Source organism: Novosphingobium sediminicola, assembly GCF_014196525.1.
Lineage (GTDB): Bacteria > Pseudomonadota > Alphaproteobacteria > Sphingomonadales > Sphingomonadaceae > Novosphingobium > Novosphingobium sediminicola.
On record NZ_JACIDX010000004.1, the window covers coordinates 193,191 to 211,052 of the forward strand.

At 65.0% G+C, this 17,862-nt stretch carries 14 protein-coding genes; 4 read left to right on the top strand and 10 right to left on the bottom strand.

Annotated features, from left to right (window positions below; genetic code table 11):
- Positions 1–17: 17 nt before the first annotated feature.
- The 7 genes from GGR38_RS06735 to GGR38_RS06765 form a co-directional block, all read right to left on the bottom strand.
- Positions 18–1,358 carry an anti-phage deoxyguanosine triphosphatase gene (locus GGR38_RS06735; RefSeq protein ID WP_183623899.1) on the bottom strand — a complete coding sequence of 447 codons (1,341 nt, stop codon included), beginning with the start codon at positions 1,356–1,358 and terminating at the stop codon, positions 18–20.
- Positions 1,359–1,377: 19 nt separating this feature from the next.
- Positions 1,378–2,778, bottom strand: a complete 1,401-nt coding sequence (locus GGR38_RS06740) for an efflux transporter outer membrane subunit (RefSeq protein ID WP_246404291.1) — start codon at positions 2,776–2,778, stop codon at positions 1,378–1,380.
- Positions 2,779–2,786: 8 nt separating this feature from the next.
- Positions 2,787–4,313 carry an MDR family MFS transporter gene (locus GGR38_RS06745; protein ID WP_343059014.1) on the bottom strand — a complete coding sequence of 509 codons (1,527 nt, stop codon included), beginning with the start codon at positions 4,311–4,313 and terminating at the stop codon, positions 2,787–2,789.
- Positions 4,314–4,315: 2 nt separating this feature from the next.
- Positions 4,316–5,407 (bottom strand): HlyD family secretion protein, encoded by a 1,092-nt coding sequence (locus GGR38_RS06750; protein WP_183623901.1) that lies wholly within the window; start codon positions 5,405–5,407, stop codon positions 4,316–4,318.
- Between the two features lie 179 nt (positions 5,408–5,586).
- Entirely contained in the window at positions 5,587–6,507 is a 921-nt protein-coding gene (locus GGR38_RS06755; RefSeq protein ID WP_183624099.1) for a formylglycine-generating enzyme family protein, read from the bottom strand.
- 75 nt (positions 6,508–6,582) lie between these two features.
- The gene (locus tag GGR38_RS06760; RefSeq protein WP_183623903.1) at positions 6,583–8,292 is read right to left on the bottom strand and encodes a sulfatase family protein; all 1,710 of its coding nucleotides are present in this window, start codon (positions 8,290–8,292) and stop codon (positions 6,583–6,585) included.
- Positions 8,293–8,371: 79 nt separating this feature from the next.
- On the bottom strand, positions 8,372–9,325 hold the full coding sequence (locus GGR38_RS06765; protein WP_183623905.1) for a LacI family DNA-binding transcriptional regulator: 954 nt from the start codon (positions 9,323–9,325) through the stop codon (positions 8,372–8,374).
- Between the two features lie 237 nt (positions 9,326–9,562).
- Between GGR38_RS06765 and GGR38_RS06770 the strand changes: the two genes are divergently transcribed.
- Positions 9,563–10,099, top strand: coding sequence for a hypothetical protein (locus GGR38_RS06770; RefSeq protein WP_183623907.1), 537 nt, complete (start codon positions 9,563–9,565; stop codon positions 10,097–10,099).
- Positions 10,100–10,114: 15 nt separating this feature from the next.
- Here the strand turns inward: GGR38_RS06770 and GGR38_RS06775 are convergent, their stop codons facing one another.
- Complete coding sequence (locus tag GGR38_RS06775; protein ID WP_246404311.1) at positions 10,115–10,981, bottom strand: response regulator; 867 nt, start codon at positions 10,979–10,981, stop codon at positions 10,115–10,117.
- A gap of 565 nt (positions 10,982–11,546) precedes the next feature.
- Between GGR38_RS06775 and GGR38_RS06780 the strand changes: the two genes are divergently transcribed.
- Together GGR38_RS06780 and GGR38_RS06785 are read left to right on the top strand one after the other, a co-directional pair.
- Entirely contained in the window at positions 11,547–13,739 is a 2,193-nt protein-coding gene (locus tag GGR38_RS06780; RefSeq protein ID WP_183623909.1) for an ATP-binding protein, read from the top strand.
- Positions 13,736–14,692: an autotransporter outer membrane beta-barrel domain-containing protein gene (locus tag GGR38_RS06785; protein ID WP_183623911.1), complete on the top strand. Its 957-nt coding sequence runs from the start codon at positions 13,736–13,738 to the stop codon at positions 14,690–14,692. Before GGR38_RS06780 ends, GGR38_RS06785 begins: the two co-directional genes overlap by 4 nt.
- On the opposite strand, the gene GGR38_RS06790 is transcribed toward GGR38_RS06785, so the two are convergent.
- On the bottom strand, positions 14,689–15,978 hold the full coding sequence (locus GGR38_RS06790) for a hypothetical protein (protein ID WP_183623913.1): 1,290 nt from the start codon (positions 15,976–15,978) through the stop codon (positions 14,689–14,691). The two genes, GGR38_RS06785 and GGR38_RS06790, sit on opposite strands and share 4 nt — an antisense overlap.
- Positions 15,979–15,992: 14 nt before the next feature.
- A complete protein-coding gene (locus tag GGR38_RS06795) occupies positions 15,993–17,129 on the bottom strand; it encodes an aldose epimerase family protein (RefSeq protein WP_183623915.1) in 1,137 nt (378 codons plus the stop codon).
- 221 nt (positions 17,130–17,350) lie between these two features.
- Between GGR38_RS06795 and GGR38_RS06800 the strand changes: the two genes are divergently transcribed.
- Positions 17,351–17,824: a cupin domain-containing protein gene (locus tag GGR38_RS06800; protein WP_183623917.1), complete on the top strand. Its 474-nt coding sequence runs from the start codon at positions 17,351–17,353 to the stop codon at positions 17,822–17,824.
- Positions 17,825–17,862 lie beyond the last annotated feature (38 nt).

Below are 17,862 nucleotides of genomic sequence, written 5' to 3' on the forward strand. Positions count from 1 at the left end.
TTTTTTGCCTTTCGTCCTCAGAGCCGGTCGAACACCGAGCCCATGCGCGGGGCAAACAGGCGCTCATAGGTTTTGAGCAGGCTGGTATCGGTCATCGCCGCCACATAATCGCAAATCGCGCGGACCCCATAGGTCTCGTAAAACGGCATCCGGTCGCGGGGCAGCAGGCGCTCTGGATCGGCCTGCATCGCCTCGAACACGGCCACCACCATCGTCTGGCCCTTGAACTCCAGATGCTGGACCGCCGGGCTGGTGATCACCTCGCGCACGACCAGATCCTTCAGCACCTCAAGAAACGCCTTCTGCCCCGGCGCCATGCCCACCCGCCAGCGCAGCAGGGGCGCGTCAAATTCCTCCATCTCGACATAATGCACCGCAGTCAGGAAATGATGGACCAGCCGCCCGATGAAGCGCTTGCGGCTGTTCTCGCCGCCATAAAGCCCATCGACGAATTGACGCATCACATCATTGGCGCTCTCGCCGGGATATTTGGCTTTCAGCGCATCAAGGAAGGTCGGGCAGCGATCCGTCACGGCGGCGGCAAAGGTCTCGCGGTGGATCAGGTCGAGCGCGATGGCGTCCTCAAGGTCATGGACGCCGTAAGCAATATCGTCGGCCACATCCATGATGGAGCAATCGAGCGATTTGTGCCGCGATTTGGCGTGCTTGCCGGGTTTGGCGTCAAAGCTCTGCAACAGCGCGCGATCCCCGGCGCTCAGCGGATCGAGGATCCAGCCCACCACATCGCGCTCGGTATCGAGATAGCATTTGGGCGGCTTGGCGCTGGCCGCATCGATAATCCGCAAGGTGGTGGGTCCGGGCGCAAGGCGCGGCGCAATGGCCGGATTGCGCACGTCGGCATAGGCCACCGGATATTTCAGCACCCCCAGCAAGGTGCGCCGCGCCAGATTGGCCCCCGCCCCTTGCGAGAAAGTCTCCAGCCGCGAGAGGATGCGCAGCGTCTGGCCATTGCCTTCAAACCCGCCCTCGTCGCGCATACAGTAATTGAGCGCCACCTCGCCGCCATGACCGAAGGGCGGATGGCCGAAATCATGGGTGCAGCCGATGGCGTGGATCATGCTGCGCCCCGGCAGGATCGCGGTGGCCACATGATCGGGCGCGTCCTTTTCCAATTGCCGCGCAATGCCGCCCGCGATCTGCGCCACCTCCAGCGAATGGGTCAGCCGCGTGCGGTAGAAATCGCTGTCGCCCAGATTGAGGATCTGGGTCTTGCCCTGCAACCGCCGGAACGAGGCCGAATGGATGACGCGCGCATAGTCTATGTCGCCCCCATCGCGGGCGTCCTCATTTTGCGGGGTCCAGTTTTCGCGGCGGGCCAGCCAGAGCGTTTCATCCATGGCCGCGCCTATAGCGCGATCAGCCCTGCCAGCCCAAGCCCAGCGCCTTGGCAATGGCGATATAATCCACCACCACTTCGGCGCGGCCCTGCGCGCTGGTGATCGCGGCGGACAGCACCTGTGCGTCGCGCTCGGTCTGCTCCAGCTTCGAGGATGTCCCCGCGCTCACCCTTTGCTCGCCAAGGCGGGCATTGGTGCGTGCCGTACCTTCGCCCGCCTCAAGCTGCATCAGCCGCTCGCGCGCCGCGCCAAAGCGCGACAGGCTGCTCTCGGCATCCTCCAGCGCGGAAAGGACCGCACGGCGATATTGCGCCTCGGCCCCGTCACGCTGAGCCTTGGCCTGCGCCACGGTGGCCTTACCCTTGCCCCAATCGAGGCCCGACCATTTCAACTGCGGCAAGATGCCATAGGCCGCCGTCGAAGGATCGACGATGCTGGAGAGCGAGGCGCTGCCCATGCCCAGAATGCCGGTAAAGCTCAGACGCGGCATCAGCTTGCCACGCGCCACGCCGATCTGGGCTGTATTGCCCGCCAGCAGGCGTTCGGCCGCGCGCACATCGGGCCGTCGCGCGATCAGCTCGGCCGGATCGCCCACCGCCACCTTGGCGGGCAGCACGGGCAAAGGCTTGGCCGAAGCCAGCGCCGCGTCCAGTTCGCCCGGCGCCTTGCCGGTCAGCACGGCCAGTTGGTTCATCGCCACCTCGACCTGCGCGCGCAAGGGCGCCGCCTGCGCCATGGCGCTGCGCATATCACCCTCATAGCGCGCCACATCGGCCAGCGTGGCCACGCCCGCGCCATGACGCTGGCGGATCAGGTTCAGCGCCTGTTCGCGCAAGGTCACCACCTGCGCCACCATCGCCTGCCTGCTTTGCGCATCGCGCAGGTTCACATAGGCCTGCGCCACCTGCGCCGACAGGCTCACCTGCGCATCGGCCAGTTGCGCCTTGGCCCGATCGACGCTGGCGCGCGAGGCTTCATTGGTGCGCTTGTTGATGCCCCAGAAATCGGGCTCCCACGAGGCGGTCGCGCCAAGGTTGTAGATTTCGAGCGAGCTGCGTTTGCCCCCTGCGGAAAACGGCGGGAGATCGGCCTTGGCCGCGATCAATGTGGGCGAGACCGAAGGCAGATCGCTGGCCTGCTTTTGCCGCAAGACCGCGCCCGCTTCGCGCACCTTGGCCTGCGCATCCTCGACGCTGGGGCTGTGGGCCAGGGCATCGACGACCAGCGCGTTGAGCTGCTCATCCCCCAGCACTTCCCACCAGCGCGCCAGCACCGGCCCGGCCTCGGCCACCTTGGCGCCGCGCGCGAAACCAGCGCCGCCGGCAACCTTTGGCGGCCCGGCATAATCAGGCCCCATCGCGCAGGCACCCAACGCCAGCGGCAATCCCACAGCAATCATCAGCGGCAAACGGGTCATCATGGCTCTCGTCAATGCATGGGAACGTCAGGGGCCGCTTCGTTCGAAAACGGACGCAGCAACAGGACCAGAGGCAGCACGATCAACGTGCCATAACCCATGATCCGGAAAATGTCGTTATAGGTCATCACCAGCGCCTGAAGCTGAAGCTGGGCCTCAAGCTGAGGCGCGGCGCGGACAAGGCCGCCCAGCGCACGCACCTTCTCCTGCACCAGCACGCTGTTGGCATGGAGCGTTTCCTCCAGCCGGCGGGTGTGCAGCCACAGGCGGTTGTCCTGAATGATGGCAATCCCGGCCAGCGCGATGCTGCCCCCCAGATTACGCACCGAATTGAACAGGCCCGAAGCATCCCCCGCCAGTTCGCGCGGGACCGAGCGCACACAGGCCTGACTGAGGAAGAGCATCCCCAGAATCTGGCCCACGCCGCGCATCAATTGCGAATCGACGAAATCGCCGCCATCCGACCCCATCGTCATGCCCGTATCGATCAATGACGACACGCCCATGATCAGCAGGCCGAAAAACACCGCCACGCGCACATCGATCCGTTTGAGCAGAATCGGCACGATGGCCATCATGAACAGGCTGGGCACGCCGGAAATCAGCACGATCTTGCCCGATTGCAGCGCGTTGTAATTGGCCACCGAGGCAAGAAACTGAGGGATCACATAAGAGGTGCCGTAAAGCACCATGCCCAGCACCAGCCCCATCACCGCCACCGCGCCAAATTGCCGGTCGAGCAGCAGCTTGAGCTGGATCACGGGCCGCACCGCATATTTCTGGCCTATGCCGATGCAGACAAAGCCAAAAGCGCTGACCAATGCCATTTGCCGGATGAGATCAGAGGAGAACCACTGCTCCCTCTGCCCTTCCTCCAGCAACACCGTCAGCCCGCCCAGACCCAGCGCCAGCCCGACAATACCGAACCAGTCCGCCTTGGCGAATTCGCCCAGATGGCTTTTTTCATGCGGCAGACCAAGGATCAGCAGCAGCAAAAGCGCGATACAGACCGGCAAGTTGAGGAAAAAAGCATAGTGCCAGCTGACGTTCTCCGTCAGCCAGCCCCCCACCAGCGGCCCCATCACCGGCCCCATCACCGCCGTCACACCAAAGGCAGCAATGCCGATCGGCTGCTGTTCGCGCGGCAATCGCATGGCAATGATGGTCTGCGCCGTGGGGATCAGCGCCCCCCCGGTAAAGCCCTGCCCCACGCGCCCGATGATCATCATCGTCAGACTGTCGGCCCAGCCGCAGATCATCGAGAAAAAGGTGAACAGGCTGGCCGCGATCAGCAGGAATGTGCGCAGGCCCAGCACCCGCTGAAGCCATGCCGCCAGCGGGATGATGACGATTTCGGCCACCAGATAGGAGGTGGCCACCCACGTCCCCTCGGTGCCCGAAGCGCCGATTTCGCCCTGAATCGTGGGCAGCGCGGAATTGACGATGGAAATGTCGAGCGTCGCCATCAGCGCGCCCAGCGTTCCCGCCGCCACCGCCAGCCATGCCGACAGATCGGCCTTTACCGGAGGCGCCTCCACGATCAGCGCGCCGTTTTCGTGTCCACCATCGCCGTCACCGACAAACCCGGCACCAGCAGGCGGCGCGTATCGGCATTGGCGTCAATGGCGATGCGCACCGGAACGCGCTGGACGATCTTGGTGAAATTGCCGGTCGCATTGCTGGGCGCGATCAGGCTGAAGCTGGCCCCGGTGCCGGGCGCCATGCTTTCGATCTTGCCCTTGATCTTATGGCCGTCCAGCGCGTCGACCTTGATCGACACATCCTGTCCGGGGCGCATATGGGCCAATTGCGTTTCCTTGAAATTGGCCACGACATAGATCTTGGAGAGCGGCACCAGCGTCATCAGCCGCGTGCCGGCCGAAACGAACTGGCCCGGCGTGACGGTCTTGTCGCCGATCCGCCCGTCGATCGAGGCGCGGATGGTGGTGGCGTCCAGATCGACATTGGCCGCGTCAAACTGCGCCTTGCCGCCCAGCCCCTGCGCCACGGCCTGCTTGGCCTGCGCCTCGATGGTGGCGATGCGGCGCTGCTGGGCCTCGATGGCGGCGCTCTGCGCGCGGACCTGGGCTGCGGATTGATCGGCGGCGGATTTCAATTGCGAAAGCTGCTGCGCCTGTTCCGCGCCGCTGGCCACCAAGGGCGCGAAACGCTTGACCTGATCGGCATCGAACTGCGCCTTGGCCTGCGCCGCGGCCAATTGGGCGCGGGCCTGTTCGATCCCGGCGCGCTGTTCGGCAATGGCAGCCTGCGCATTGGCCTGCAGCGCATCGGCAATGGCCACCTGCGCGGAGGCCTGCGCGGTCTTGGCCTTGTAATCGCGCGGGTCGAGCGTGAGCAGCGGCGTGCCCGCCTTCACGTCCTGATTGTCAGTAACCAGAACCTGCGCAACATAGCCCGAAATGCGCGGGGCAACCGCCAAAGTATCGGCGGCGATCTGCGCGTCATTGGTTTCTTCGATATAGCGGCCATGGGTGAAATAATCCCAACCCCACCAGCCGCCGCCCAGCAAAAGCGCCAGCCCGACAAAGGGCAGCACCTTGCGCGCAGGCGAAGGCGAGGAGTTTTCAGAAGATTCAGCCGTCTGGTCAGCCACCTGGGAAGTTTCGGTCATGCAGTACTCTCATACGTGCCAAGGCCATTTCGCATGCCGAACCTATTGGGCAAGCGGGGGTTTCGCAGGCGGTATAGATGATTTTTATTCCTGACAAGCCTGTCATCAGGGGGAATCCGGGGCCAACCATCCGGCGTAAGGGTAAATCAGCCCCCACACACTCTATAACGCCGCTTCTATCATGCCGCGTCCATCACACAGCGAAAGCCGATATGGCTGGTCGAGCTGTCGATGCTTTGCGGATGGCGCGCGGCGGGGCGATAGCGCTGGCAATAGGATGGCGCGCAAAGATGCGATCCGCCCTTGATGACCTTGCGCGGGATTTTCGCGGTCGGCTCGGATGGATCATGACTTTTGGCGCGAAAACCGCCGCGCGGATTGTCGATGGCGCAGCAGGCGCTCTTTTTGCGCGGGCGCGCATCGCCCGGCAGGCTCCACCAATCCTCGCAGATTTCCCAGACATTGCCGATCATGTCGTGGATGCCATAGCCATTGGCGGGAAATTCGCGCACCGGGCTGGTCCGCACCCAGCCGTCGGCGGCGGTATTGGCAAAGGGAAACATGCCCTGCCATGTGTTGGCGCGATGCTCGCCACCCGGGGTCAGTTCATCCCCCCAGGCATATTCGGCGTCCACCAATCCGCCCCGCGCGGCAAATTCAAACTCGGCCTCGGTCGGCAGGCGCTTGCCCGCCCATGCGGCATAGGCGGCGGCATCCTGATGCGTGACATGCACGGCGGGATGGTCGAGAATATCCTCGATCCCGCTCTCCGGCCCCAGCGGATGGCGCCAGCACGCCCCCGCCACCCAGCGCCACCATTGCGAGGGATCGCCCAGATCCACCGGCCGATCCGTCATCGTGAAGACCAGCGACCCGGCCACCGCCAGCGCCGGGTCCATGCCGGGATAATCGCGCGGATCGGGCGCGGTTTCGGCAAAGGTGCGGTATCCGGTGGCATCCACAAACGCGGCGAATTGCGCGTTCGTCACCGGCGTTTCATCGACCCAGAAGGAAGCCACGCGCACCTTGCGGCGCGGCGCTTCCTCTGGATAGAAGGCCGACGATCCCATCATGAACACCCCGCCGGGGACAAGTTGCATGTTGGGCGGGGCGGATGCCGGGGTGCTGCTCATCGCTTGTTTGTATGACCGATCATGCAACTTGCAACAGGGGGCTTACTTTTCCGGGATCTGCTTGAACTGCTGATCGACGGTGGGCGCGTTCATAAAGGGCTTGCCCGCCGCCTGCGCCGCGCCCTTGGCCGGGCTGTCGGGCAGGATGTCATCCATACGGTCGGTGCGGTTGGGTTCGACCAGCCATTCCGCCGGGAAAGGCGCCGCCCCGGTGCCGCCCTTCATCCGGCGCACCGAACCGATCGACTGGCGGCCGGTATAGGGGATCATATGCTTGCCCTGACGGTTGGCCATTTGCTGATAAAGCGCGGCGCGCAGGGTGATCTTGTCATTGAGATGCGCCGGATCGTCGATCAGGTTGGTCATCTCGGTCGGGTCGGCGCCGATGTCATACAGTTCCTCGCGGTCATAGATGCCATGGTACTGAATATACTTCAGATTGCCGCGCGTGATGGCAAAGGTGGTCGGGGTTTCGGGGAAGCTCCATTCCCAGTAATATTCATAGATGAAATCGCTGGGGTTCCATTCGGCAGGCTTCTGCGCGCCGGTGATCAGGCCCCATGCGTTCTGGCCCTCGAACTGTTGCGGCATGGTCTTGACGCCCGCCGCATTGAGGAAGGTCGGCGCGAAATCGAGACCGCGCACCCGCCCCGTATTGACCGCATTGGCAGGCACCGTGCCCGGCTCCCACATCACCAGCGGCACGCGCACCGAGGCCTCATAGGCGGTGCGCTTGTCGATCAACCCGTGGTCGCCGATCTGGAAACCATTGTCGCTGGTGAAGACGACCAGCGTGTCCTTCTCCAGATGGTTCTTTTTCAGATAGGCCATGATCCGGCCCAGCGAGTCATCCACCGCCGAGAGCGTGCCATAGTAATATTTCAGGTATTCAGTCATTTTCATGTCAGAATTGTAAAAGAAATCAATACCATGCCACGTATTGCGCTGGTCATAGACCCAGCGCGGCTTGCCCTTGTAATTTTCCGGCGTGTTTTCAGCGCTGGCGGGCAGGACGAATTTCGCCTTGTCATACTGATGGGCATAGCGCGGCGGGGGCAGCGGGTCGGAATGGACCGCCTTGTGCGACAGATAGAGGAAGAAGGGCTTCTTGGGGTCGCGCTCCTTTTCCAGCCAGTTCATCGCATATTGCGTCAATTCGTCGGTGATATAGCCGGTCTGAGGCACTTCCTTGCCATCGACGTTGAACATATTGGCTTTGCCCGCGGCCACTGCGGCGGCGGGCAGATCGCCGGTGGGGTAATAATGCCCCTGCCCCTTGAAGCTGAGCCATTTGTCGAAGCCGGGGCGCGGGGCGTCGGTGTCATTGCCCATGTGCCACTTGCCGATGAAGGCTGTCTGATACCCGGCCTGTTGCAGATATTTCGGGAAGAAGGTCAGGCCATCTTCGGAGGAATTGTTATTGTCCACCACGCCGTGATTGCGCGCGGTCATGCCGGTCAGGATCGTCGCGCGGCTGGGACTGCACAGCGAGGAAGTGGTCACGCCATTGGGGAAATAGGTCCCCTCGCGCGCCATGCGGTCGATATTGGGGGTCTGCAGCAGGCCGGGCTGGAGGAAGCCCATGCCGTCAAAGCGCAAATCGTCGACCAGCACGAAGATGATGTTGCGCGGGCGCGGCTGTTCGGGCGCATCGGAGGTTTTGGCCTGCGCCAGCCCTCCGGAAAACGCCATGGCGGCAAAGCAAGCCGCGCCACCAAAGATCACTTTACGCAGATTCGCCATAGACCTCATCCCGATTCACAATCGCCTTTATGCCACCAGACATGACGCGGCGATGGGGCGAAGTCAAGAAAATACCAGCGCTAGTACTTTACGCGGATTCGCGGATCACCAGATGATGCGCAAAGCTGGCATCACCATCCCCCCGGTCCAGCGCCATATCCACCGCAATCCGCGCGATCTCCTCCACCGGCTGGTGAACGCTGGTCAGCGCGGGATAGCACATCTGGCCCTCGACCGAATTGTCGAACCCGGCAATCGCCACATCCTGGGGCACGCGAAACCCCAGACGCAGCGCGCAGGCCATCGCGCCCAGCGCCATCTGGTCATTGGCGGCAAAGATCGCCGTGGGCCGCTGCGGCAGGGCCATCAGATCGCGAAACGCCCGCTCGCCCTCGGCATAGGTCATCCCTGCGCGCACCACATGGCTGTCGGGCAAATCCAGCCCGCTGTCGGCCAGCCCGGCGCGAAAGCCGGTCAAACGCTCCTCGGCGGCCATATCCGGGCGCGGCGGCGCGATCATCGCCAGCACCCGATGCCCCCGCCCCGCCAGGTATTGCGCCATTTCGCCCGCAATCGCATGGTCATGCACCTCGACGCTGCGGCCGATCCCGTCATCCTTGCCCGCAATCCGCACCACCGGCTTACCCAGCTTCATCAATGCCGCCAGCACGCGGGGATTATCGGCAAAGGGCGGCACCACGATCACCGCATCCGGCTCGCACGAAAGCGTGATGGAGAGATCTTCGCCATCCATCACCTCGAGCACCAGATGATAGCCCACCTTGCGGCAGGCATCGGCGGTGGCCACCATGATCCGCGAAAAATAGCTGTAGGTCAGGCGCGGGGCGATCATCGCGATGATGAAGCTGCGCCCGCTGGCCAATTGCCGCGCGGCCAGAGCGGGGCGATAATTCAGCTCGCGGATCGCGCGCTCAACCTTTTCGCGCACACCGGGCCGCACCGTCTGCGCGCCATTGATAACGCGCGAAACCGTCTTGATCGAAATGCCCGAAAGCTGCGCCACATCCTTGATCGTCGCCATGGCCTATCCCTTTTTCCGCCATGGCTGATGCGCCATTTTACCTGCGATGCGCAAGAGGCAAGGCAAAAATACCAGCGATGGCACTTTGACAGGCCGCTCGCCTTTTCCGCAAACGATACCATTTGCGTTGGACGAAACCGCCCGCATTCTGTAGGCCGTTTTCACCGGCAGCATCTCCATCCTCAAGCGCTGCCGGCTGAGAGTTGCCATGCTCCCGCTTGCCTTGGGAACATGCCTATGATCAGACAGGGCGAATATCGGCAACCCGACGCGGTCCGTCCTTGGTTCGACCATCCCAGTTCGCCGGCCTTGCAAAGCTCGTTTGAAACGCTTCAGGCCGGGTGCAACTATCTGATCGCGCGCGGCTCCGGCCCGGCGGCGGCCACGAACGCCACCCCCCGGCCCAAGGTGCTGATGCGCGTATCGGGCAACCATCTCAAGGAACTCGAACGCTTCTTTTCGCTGCTGATCGGCGAATATCGCGCCTTCCTGCGCGCGATGGCGCCCCATACGCGGCCCACCCCGGTCGATCTCCACCCGCTCGACAAACATCGCCCGCGCCTGCGCGCGATCCGGCGGCTTCAGGTGGCGGCCTGCGACGGGCCGGTGCGCAACCATTGCGCGATCACCGCCCGCGATCTGGCCATTGCCTCGCTGGGGCTGGCGGGGGGCAAACAGGCTGCGGGCCAACCCTTTGTGCTGGATGATGGGGCGCTGGCCGAAATCGCGCGCTTCTATCTGGCGCTGGCCGGGGATGTGGTTGGGCTGGCCTAATCTGATACGGCCTGATCAGCTTCGGGTGACATGGGGCACAAAGACATAGCCCTCATTGCGCACGGTGCGGATCAGTTCGGACACGCCGCTGCTGCCCGCATCGGTCATCTTGCGGCGCAGGCGCGAGAGCTGCACATCAATCGCGCGGTCGAAATGATCGGCATCGCCCCCGCGTGACCATTCCAGCAACTGATCGCGTGTGACCACCCGGCGCGGATGCTGGGCAAAGGCCAGCAACAGGCGAAACTCGCCCTCGGTCAGCGTAATCATCCGCCCATCGGGGTCGAACAGCAAACGCATGTCCAGATCCATCCGCCAGCCTTCGAAATAGAGCCCATTGGCCCCCGAACCGGACCTGATCGCCGAAACGTCCTGCGCCTCGCCCTCGGTCACCGCCTCGCCCGCGCCGGTCTGGCGCGCCTCGGCGCGGATTTCCCCGGTCTGACGCGCCTGGGCGCGCATTTCCATCGCCTGATCCAGCACCGCCTGCGCCGCCGCCTTGCGCCGCAAAACAGCGCGGATGCGGGCCAGCAATTCGCGCGGGTTGCACGGCTTGGCCAGATAATCGTCGGCGCCCATTTCCAGCCCGACCACACGGTCAATATCCGACCCCACGGCACTGAGCATAATCACCGGCGGCGCATTGGGCCCAAGGCTGCGCAGCGCGGTCAGCCCGTCCTCCTTGGGCATCATCACATCCAGCACGATCAGATCGAACGAGCCGATTTCCAGCATCCGGCGCATTTCCACCGGATTGGCCGCCGTGGCCGTCTGATAGCCATGCTTGCCCAGAAATTCGGACACGACCGTCCGGATGCCCTTGTCATCGTCAACGATCAGGATTTTGGTCGCCAGATCCATGGCATTGTGTTTGGCCTGCATCACGCGCCATTTCCACATTTTTCTGGCCCGCGAATTTCACAAATTTTGCAAAACCCGCCCCGGATCGCCCCGCATGGTGAAATCTGGCCGAAATCACCGCGCAATCGACAGGGATCAGCTTGAGCCCATGTCCGATGCATCGCCCTCTTTTCCTGTGTCCGCCCCCCGGCCATGACGCAGGCCATCGAGAGCCATGACACCGGCCAAAGCCATAGACGAACGGCGAGCGGCCAGACCGATGGAAATGTATCCGCCCCCACTGGTGCATTCCCCGGCCTGACCGCCCTTCCGTCCGCCGCCCTGATCCCGCTCGAAAGCACCATCGCCCCCCCGCTTTCGCTCGGTCCCTGGTCAGGGCGGCGGCATTGGCCTTTGGCGCCTCCTCCCGTTCTGCAGGGATAGGCCGGCCATGTCCGCCCGATCCCCCATATGGTTGCCCAAATCGGATTCCGGTTCCGATGCCGAATCCGCGCGCGCGGCCTCCTCGATCTTTGCGCCGAACCGGCCCGGCCCAACCGGCGATGAGCCATCGCTTTCCCCCGCGATTTATGGCAATTGCCGGGGCATGGCCGCATATTCTTTTCGCCGCAGACTGGCGCTGCCGCTGGGATTGCAAATGCTCGGGCTGCTGGTTGGCGTCCTGATCGTGGCGCAATGCGCAACGCTGGCGCTGACCGTGCTGATCCCGCCCGCCAGCCCCCAGCGCTGGGATCTGGAGGCGGTGGCGCGGATGCTGCTGGGCCATGTTGAAAACGACAATCTGGAAATCCGGGCGATGAAAGGCCCGCCCGACATCAGCGGCTCGGGCTGGCTGGTGTCGGAAACCTCGCGTGAGGCATTGGCGCGGCGGCTGGGGCAACGGGTGGATCACGTTGTGCTGGCCTTTTACACGCAATTGCCGGTGGGCGGGGTGACGGTGCCCGCGGCCGGTTCGCGCGGGCCGATGGCACTGAGCGATCCTGAAGGATCGGGATTGCTTTCGGGTCTTGTCGGCACGGCCCATGCGCAGGGGATGCGCGGCGGCCCGCTGGGCGGCGGCGCGCCGGGCAATGGCTTCCCCGGCGGCGGTTTTCCCGGCGGCGGCTTTCCGGGCGGCGGCTTTCCGGGCGGAGGCTTCCCCGGCGGCGGCCATCCCGGAGGCGGTGTTCCCGGTGGCGGTATTCCGGGCGGGGGCGTCCCCGGTGGCGGTGCTCCCGGCGGTGGTGCTCCCGGTGGCGGCGCTCCGGGCGGAGGGCATCCCGGTGGCGGTGTTCCGGGCGGCGGAGTGCCCGGTGGCGGTGTTTCGGGCGGCAGAGCGCCCGGTGGCGCGGCGCCTGTCGGCGGAAATCCGCCAACCGGCACGCCCGCCAACATAAGCGGCAATATCGGCCCCCGCGCCGCCGCGCCCAGCGTGGTCGGCACCAGCCAGCAACCGCAGACCAGCGGCGCCTCGCGCATCACCGGCCCGACCATCGCCGCACAGGGCCCGGGCGGGCCGGGCGTAAATAGCGGCGCGATGGCCCCTTCGATGGTGGCGCCGATGGCGTCACTGGGCAATCCCGGCCCCGCTTCGGCCCAGCCCGCCGTCACGCCGCGCGCGGCAACGCCGCTCAACGCCGAGGCCCCCGCCCATCCGTCGCCCATGCCCCATGAGGATGCCCCGCAGGCCGAGGTCGCAGCCTCATCCCATGCAGCGTCCGCCACGCCCGCCGAATCCTCCACATCGGCGGCAGGGCTTGACCCGGCGCCGCTGGGCGTGCCGCAACCGATCCCTTTCCGCGAAGGCAGCGGCGTGCTCTCCTTCACCACGCCGCCCTTTATCGAGGGCGATTTCGTCGCCGCCATGCGTCAGGGTGATGGCACATGGATAGCGGTCGCGCCGCGCGCCGAACCCTTTCCCAACCGCTGGCAAAAGCGGGTGATGCTGTGGTTCGTGCTTTCGATGCTGATTACCGTGCCTTTGGCGCTGATGTTTGCCCGGCGCATCGTCAAGCCGCTCGAAGGCTTTGCCCGCGCCGCCGAGGTGCTGGGGCGCGATCCTTCGGCCAATGTCGTGCCTTTGTCGGGACCGGCCGAAGTGGGCCGGGCGGCGCGCGCGTTCAACCAGATGCGCGACCGGCTGCGCGCCTTTGTTGATGATCGCACCGCGATGGTCGGCGCGATCAGCCACGATCTGCGCACGCCTTTGACGCGGCTGCGTTTCCGGCTGGAGGATGTGCCCGACGAACAGCGCGACGCGCTGCTGGCCGAGGTAGACGAGATGGAGATGATGATCAGCCAGGTCATCGCCTTCATCCGCGAGGCATCGACCCCCGGCGCGCGGCAAAGGCTGGATCTGGCCACGCTGGTGGCCGATGCGGTCGAGGATGCGCGCGTGATGGGCGACCGGGTGCGGCTGGACATCACCACCCCGATCCGGGTCGAGGTCGATCCGCTGGGCATTCGCCGCCTCTTGGGAAATCTGCTTGAAAATGCCCTGAAATATGGCCAGCAGGCGCGGGTACGTGTGTTGGTGAATGAGCAGGGGGCCGTGGCCGAAATCGTCGATAATGGGCCGGGCATCCCGCAAGAGGATCGCGAGCGCGCCTTTGAACCCTTTTTCCGCTGTGAACAGGCCATCGAATCGGACAAGCCGGGCAGCGGGCTGGGCCTTGCGGTATGCCGTTCGATTGCGCGGGCGCATGGCGGCGATGTCCTGCTGGAACAGCGCGAGGAAGGCTTTGTCGCCAAGCTGGTGCTGCCCACGCTCTATGACGACATAATGCCCAAGGCCGCGTGATAAAGCAGGCGATCCTTGGGGCCGCCCTCTGGGCGATGACGGGCGGCGCGGCGCAGGCCCAGCAGGCAGAAACCCCGCAGGAAACCCAATCCCCGCAGGACATCAGGCCCGAAAGGCTGGAAATCCCCGCCGCCGCGCCTGCCTCTGCGGTCGAGGTCGCCCCCGCCAATCCCAAGGCGGTCTGGATCGCGAGCGCCACCGGCGGCGTGGTTGACCGCGACACCACATCCTCCAGCCCTTATGGCGCGTTGGCCATCACCCGATACAAGGGGTCGACCTATCTGCGCGCGGCCTACACTTTGTTTGGAGGCACGCTGCAACAGGCCGATGCGGCCATTCCCTCGACCTATCACATCGGTTCGATCGGCGCGGGGGGCAATTGGCACGGCTGGGTGGCCGATGCCTATGTCAGCTATGGCCGACAGGTTTACGGCGCGATTCAGGCGCAGGGCACAACCCGGCAAAGCGGGGTGGCATCGGGGGCCGATTATGTCGCGGCGGGGCTGCGTCTGGGCCGGGTGTTTCAGCCATGGGCGCGCTGGTACATCACCCCCACAATTGCCGGGCAATATGTCTATACCCGCTCGCTGCATCAGCGGTTTGATTTCTCCACCCTGTCATGGTCGGATTTTGAATTGCGCGAAAGGGCGCTGACGGGGATTGCCTCAGTGCGGGTGGACCGCGCGCTGGGGCGGCGGGGCCAGCATTATCTGGGCCTGTCCTATTCGCATTACGTCACCGACAATGGCATGACCACATGGCGCCTTGCGCCCCCGCCCGACACCGCCGGGCCGCAGCCGGTGCGCACCCCCGACGGGTTTGAGGAAGTGGCCCTGTCGGGCATGTGGCAGATCCGGCCCCGGCTCTGGCTGGACACACAGGTGGCGCGCACAGCGGGCGCGGTGGCGGGCAACAGCACCACCGCCTCGCTTGGTTTGCGGGTGCGGTTTTAAAGGCCTTTGGCCAAGGCTTTCAGCCCGCCGACAATCGCATCGCGCGCGCATCCTGGCCGAACGGGCGACCCCATCACCGCATGGGTCGCCCGCGCATAGGCTGCGTCATCCAGCACATAGCCCACCGCGCCTGCTGTCATGGTCACCACGCTGGTAGGCTGGGCAAAGGCGTCCTTGACCCCCTGCCCCAGCACAGTGCCCAGATCCGCCCCCACGCCCGCCAGCGTCACCGGGCCAAGGCGCACCAGCGAGAGCGGGATCACCACATCCCCGGCGGGGCTTTCGACCACGCCATTATTGGCGTCGCGCGCGCGTTTCACGCCGGGACAGACCGCCTGCCCCGCTGCGGCGCCAAGGCTGACCTGCGCCGCCGGGGCAGGCGCGGATTTGAGCGCATCGACCACCGAGGCCGCCAGCGAGCGCGCCTGTACATCAAGGATGGCCCAGCCGCCCGCGCCCTCGTCCTTTGCGGGCAGGCCCCCGGCATCGGCCTGAAGCGACTTATATTGCGAGAGCTGATCCCCCTCGGCCCCGGCGGCATAAAGCACGACCGGAGCGGCGGCATTATCCTCCAGCAGGCGGGAGACGGTGCCGGGCAGATCGCCGGTCACCTCCAGCCCATCGGGGCGGGTCATACTGCGAAACATCACCTCGGCATGGCTGGCATAATCGACCAGCAAGGCGATGCGCCGCCCATCCGCGCCCGTCACCTGCACCACGTCGAGCGATTTGTCCGAAGCAGCGGCAGGATCGCCGGTTTTGACCCCGGTGCTGGCCTCGCCATTGTTGATGTTGACCCAGCCGCGAGAGCGCACAAAGGAAATCCGCGCCGGGGCAAGGCCCGCGATGGCCTGACCCACCGCCGCCACCGCCGCCTTTTGGGTGCGCTCGAGTTCCTGCGCCTGACGCGGGCTGGGCGTATGGCCGTGGAAGAAAACCAGCGGGTTCGAATGGGTATGGGTGGCAAAGACCATCACCTGCGCGGGCGGGACATGGGCGGCCTGCGCCAGCGCGGAAACCATCGCGGCGGGTTCCGGCACATTCACATTCTCGATGCTGACCAGCACGATGCGCTTGCTGCCATCCTCCAACACCAAAGCACGAGTGAAGATATCATCATGGACGCCCACGAAGGGCTTGTCATTGGGCGAGGAGGGAGAGGCATAGGGAAAGGCGTCGGCGGGCGGGGTGATCGAGACCCGCGCCGCGCCCGCGCGCAGATCGCCCGCGATGACAGGAGTAGCAGCGACAGTGGCGAGCAGGGCCAGCGAAAGGGCGGTTTTCATGCAAAGTCTCCGGTTTAGCGCGCCGAGAAGCGATAGGTGATGCGGTGAACATAGGTCTGGCCCGGATCGAGGCGGGCGCTGCCGAAAGCGGGCTTGTTGGGCGTGTCGGGAAACACTTGCGGCTCGACGCAGAAGGCGTCGCCCTGCCGATAGAGCTTGCCGCCCTTGCCCCGGATCGTGCCGTCGAGGAAATTGCCGGTGTAGAATTGCAGGCCAGGCTGGTTGCTCCACACCTCCATCGCGCGGCCGCTGAGAGGATCACGGATCGCGGCCATCAGGTGCTGGTCTTTGGTCGGCCTGTCTGCATTCGGGCGGGTGATCGCCCAATTATGGTCATAGCCGCGCGCCAGCGCCAGTTGCGGATCGCCATCGCGGATATGCGCGCCCATCGCGGTGGGTTTGCGCAAATCAAAGGGCGTGCCCGCCACCGGCGCGATCTCTCCGGTGGGGATCAGCGTGGCGTCGACCGGCGTATAGGCATTGGCCGGGATCATGATGCGATGATCCATGATCGAGCGACCCGAAGCCTCGCCTCCAAGGTTGAAATAGGCGTGGCCCGTCAGATTGACGATGGTGGGCGCATCGGTGGTGGCGCGATAGGTGATCGAAAGCGCGCCTTTGTCATCGAGCGTATAGGTGGCGGTGACGCTCAGCGCGCCGGGATAGCCTTCCTCGCCATCGGGGCTGGTGCGGCGCAGGGTGACGCTGGCCTGCGGGCCGGAGGAAAGCGAGACGACCTGCCACAGATGCCGGTCAAAACCCGCCGCGCCGCCATGCAGGCTGTTGGGGCCGTCATTCTTCGCCAGTGTATATGCCCGCCCGTCCAGCGTGAAATGCGCCCCGCCGATGCGGTTGGCATAGCGGCCCACGCTCGATCCGAAATAATTGGGACGGCTCAGATAGCCATCGAGGCTGGCATAGCCTTCGACCACATCGGCGCGGCGGCCCCGCGCATCAGGCACCATCAGCGATTGCAGGATCGCGCCATAGGACAGGATACGCGCGGAAAAGCCCCGCGCATTGGAAAGCGTGATCGCCTCGACCCGCGCGCCATCGGGCATGGCGCCGAAATCGGCGCGCCGCGCCTGTCCCGCATGGGCCGCCGTCGCCAGCAGCAGCGCGCCGGTCGATAACGCAAGTTTTCCTAGCATGCCTGTCCTCTCCCCTGTCCCGCTTTCGCCGGTTTCATCGGCGATAGGCGAGGCACCCAAACCGAAACCGAACACGCCTTCTGCTGCATCGCCGCTTTACGCCGGGGGCAGAACCATGCCCGCCCGCCAATCAATCGGCGGCGCGCTCATTCCAATCGACAAGCGGGGGGCGGGCTGCGACACATTCGCCGCCAGAGATGATGCCCAAGGAGAGATGCCCGATGAGATTGCCCCTGATTGCGCTTACGCTGATCGCCCTGCCCGTTTCGGCCATGGCGCAGCAGCCCCCTGCCACCAATGCCGCCATCACCGTGCCCGCCGCCGATGTTCAGGCCAAGATCGCCGCCGCACAGGCCGCTGTCGCCTCGGGCAAGCCGTTGCCGCCGATGGAGCTGCTCGCCCTTGCCCCCTATCGCGCCAATATCGAATATCGCACCAGCGTGGGCGGCGCCTCGACCCACCGCGAGGAGAACGAATTCTTCTATGCCATCGAGGGCAGCGGCCATCTGGTGACCGGGGGCAAGCTGGTGGCGGAGAAGGATGGCGGGCGCAATGTCATGGGCAGCGCGATTGAGGGCGGCAGCGGGCGGGATCTGGCCAAGGGAGACTGGGTGATGGTGCCCGCCGGGGTCGCGCATTGGTTCGACCGGATCGACGGGCGGCTGGTGCTGATGTCGATCAAGATGCCAAAATAAGGGGAACGGGGCGGCGCGATCATCGCCGCCCCGGCCCG

What these genes read in the sequence shown, in the direction of transcription:
- GGR38_RS06760 (WP_183623903.1), bottom strand. Translation starts at nt 8,292, where the DNA reads ATGAGGTCTATGGCGAATCTGCGTAAAGTGATCTTTGGTGGCGCGGCT.
- GGR38_RS06770 (WP_183623907.1), top strand. Translation starts at nt 9,563, where the DNA reads ATGATCAGACAGGGCGAATATCGGCAACCCGACGCGGTCCGTCCTTGG.
- GGR38_RS06755 (WP_183624099.1), bottom strand. Translation starts at nt 6,507, where the DNA reads ATGCAACTTGTCCCCGGCGGGGTGTTCATGATGGGATCGTCGGCCTTC.
- GGR38_RS06800 (WP_183623917.1), top strand. Translation starts at nt 17,351, where the DNA reads ATGAGATTGCCCCTGATTGCGCTTACGCTGATCGCCCTGCCCGTTTCG.
- GGR38_RS06775 (WP_246404311.1), bottom strand. Translation starts at nt 10,981, where the DNA reads ATGCAGGCCAAACACAATGCCATGGATCTGGCGACCAAAATCCTGATC.
- GGR38_RS06735 (WP_183623899.1), bottom strand. Translation starts at nt 1,358, where the DNA reads ATGGATGAAACGCTCTGGCTGGCCCGCCGCGAAAACTGGACCCCGCAA.
- GGR38_RS06780 (WP_183623909.1), top strand. Translation starts at nt 11,547, where the DNA reads ATGGCCGCATATTCTTTTCGCCGCAGACTGGCGCTGCCGCTGGGATTG.
- GGR38_RS06790 (WP_183623913.1), bottom strand. Translation starts at nt 15,978, where the DNA reads ATGAAAACCGCCCTTTCGCTGGCCCTGCTCGCCACTGTCGCTGCTACT.
- GGR38_RS06765 (WP_183623905.1), bottom strand. Translation starts at nt 9,325, where the DNA reads ATGGCGACGATCAAGGATGTGGCGCAGCTTTCGGGCATTTCGATCAAG.
- GGR38_RS06750 (WP_183623901.1), bottom strand. Translation starts at nt 5,407, where the DNA reads ATGACCGAAACTTCCCAGGTGGCTGACCAGACGGCTGAATCTTCTGAA.
- GGR38_RS06795 (WP_183623915.1), bottom strand. Translation starts at nt 17,129, where the DNA reads ATGCTAGGAAAACTTGCGTTATCGACCGGCGCGCTGCTGCTGGCGACG.
- GGR38_RS06740 (WP_246404291.1), bottom strand. Translation starts at nt 2,778, where the DNA reads ATGATGACCCGTTTGCCGCTGATGATTGCTGTGGGATTGCCGCTGGCG.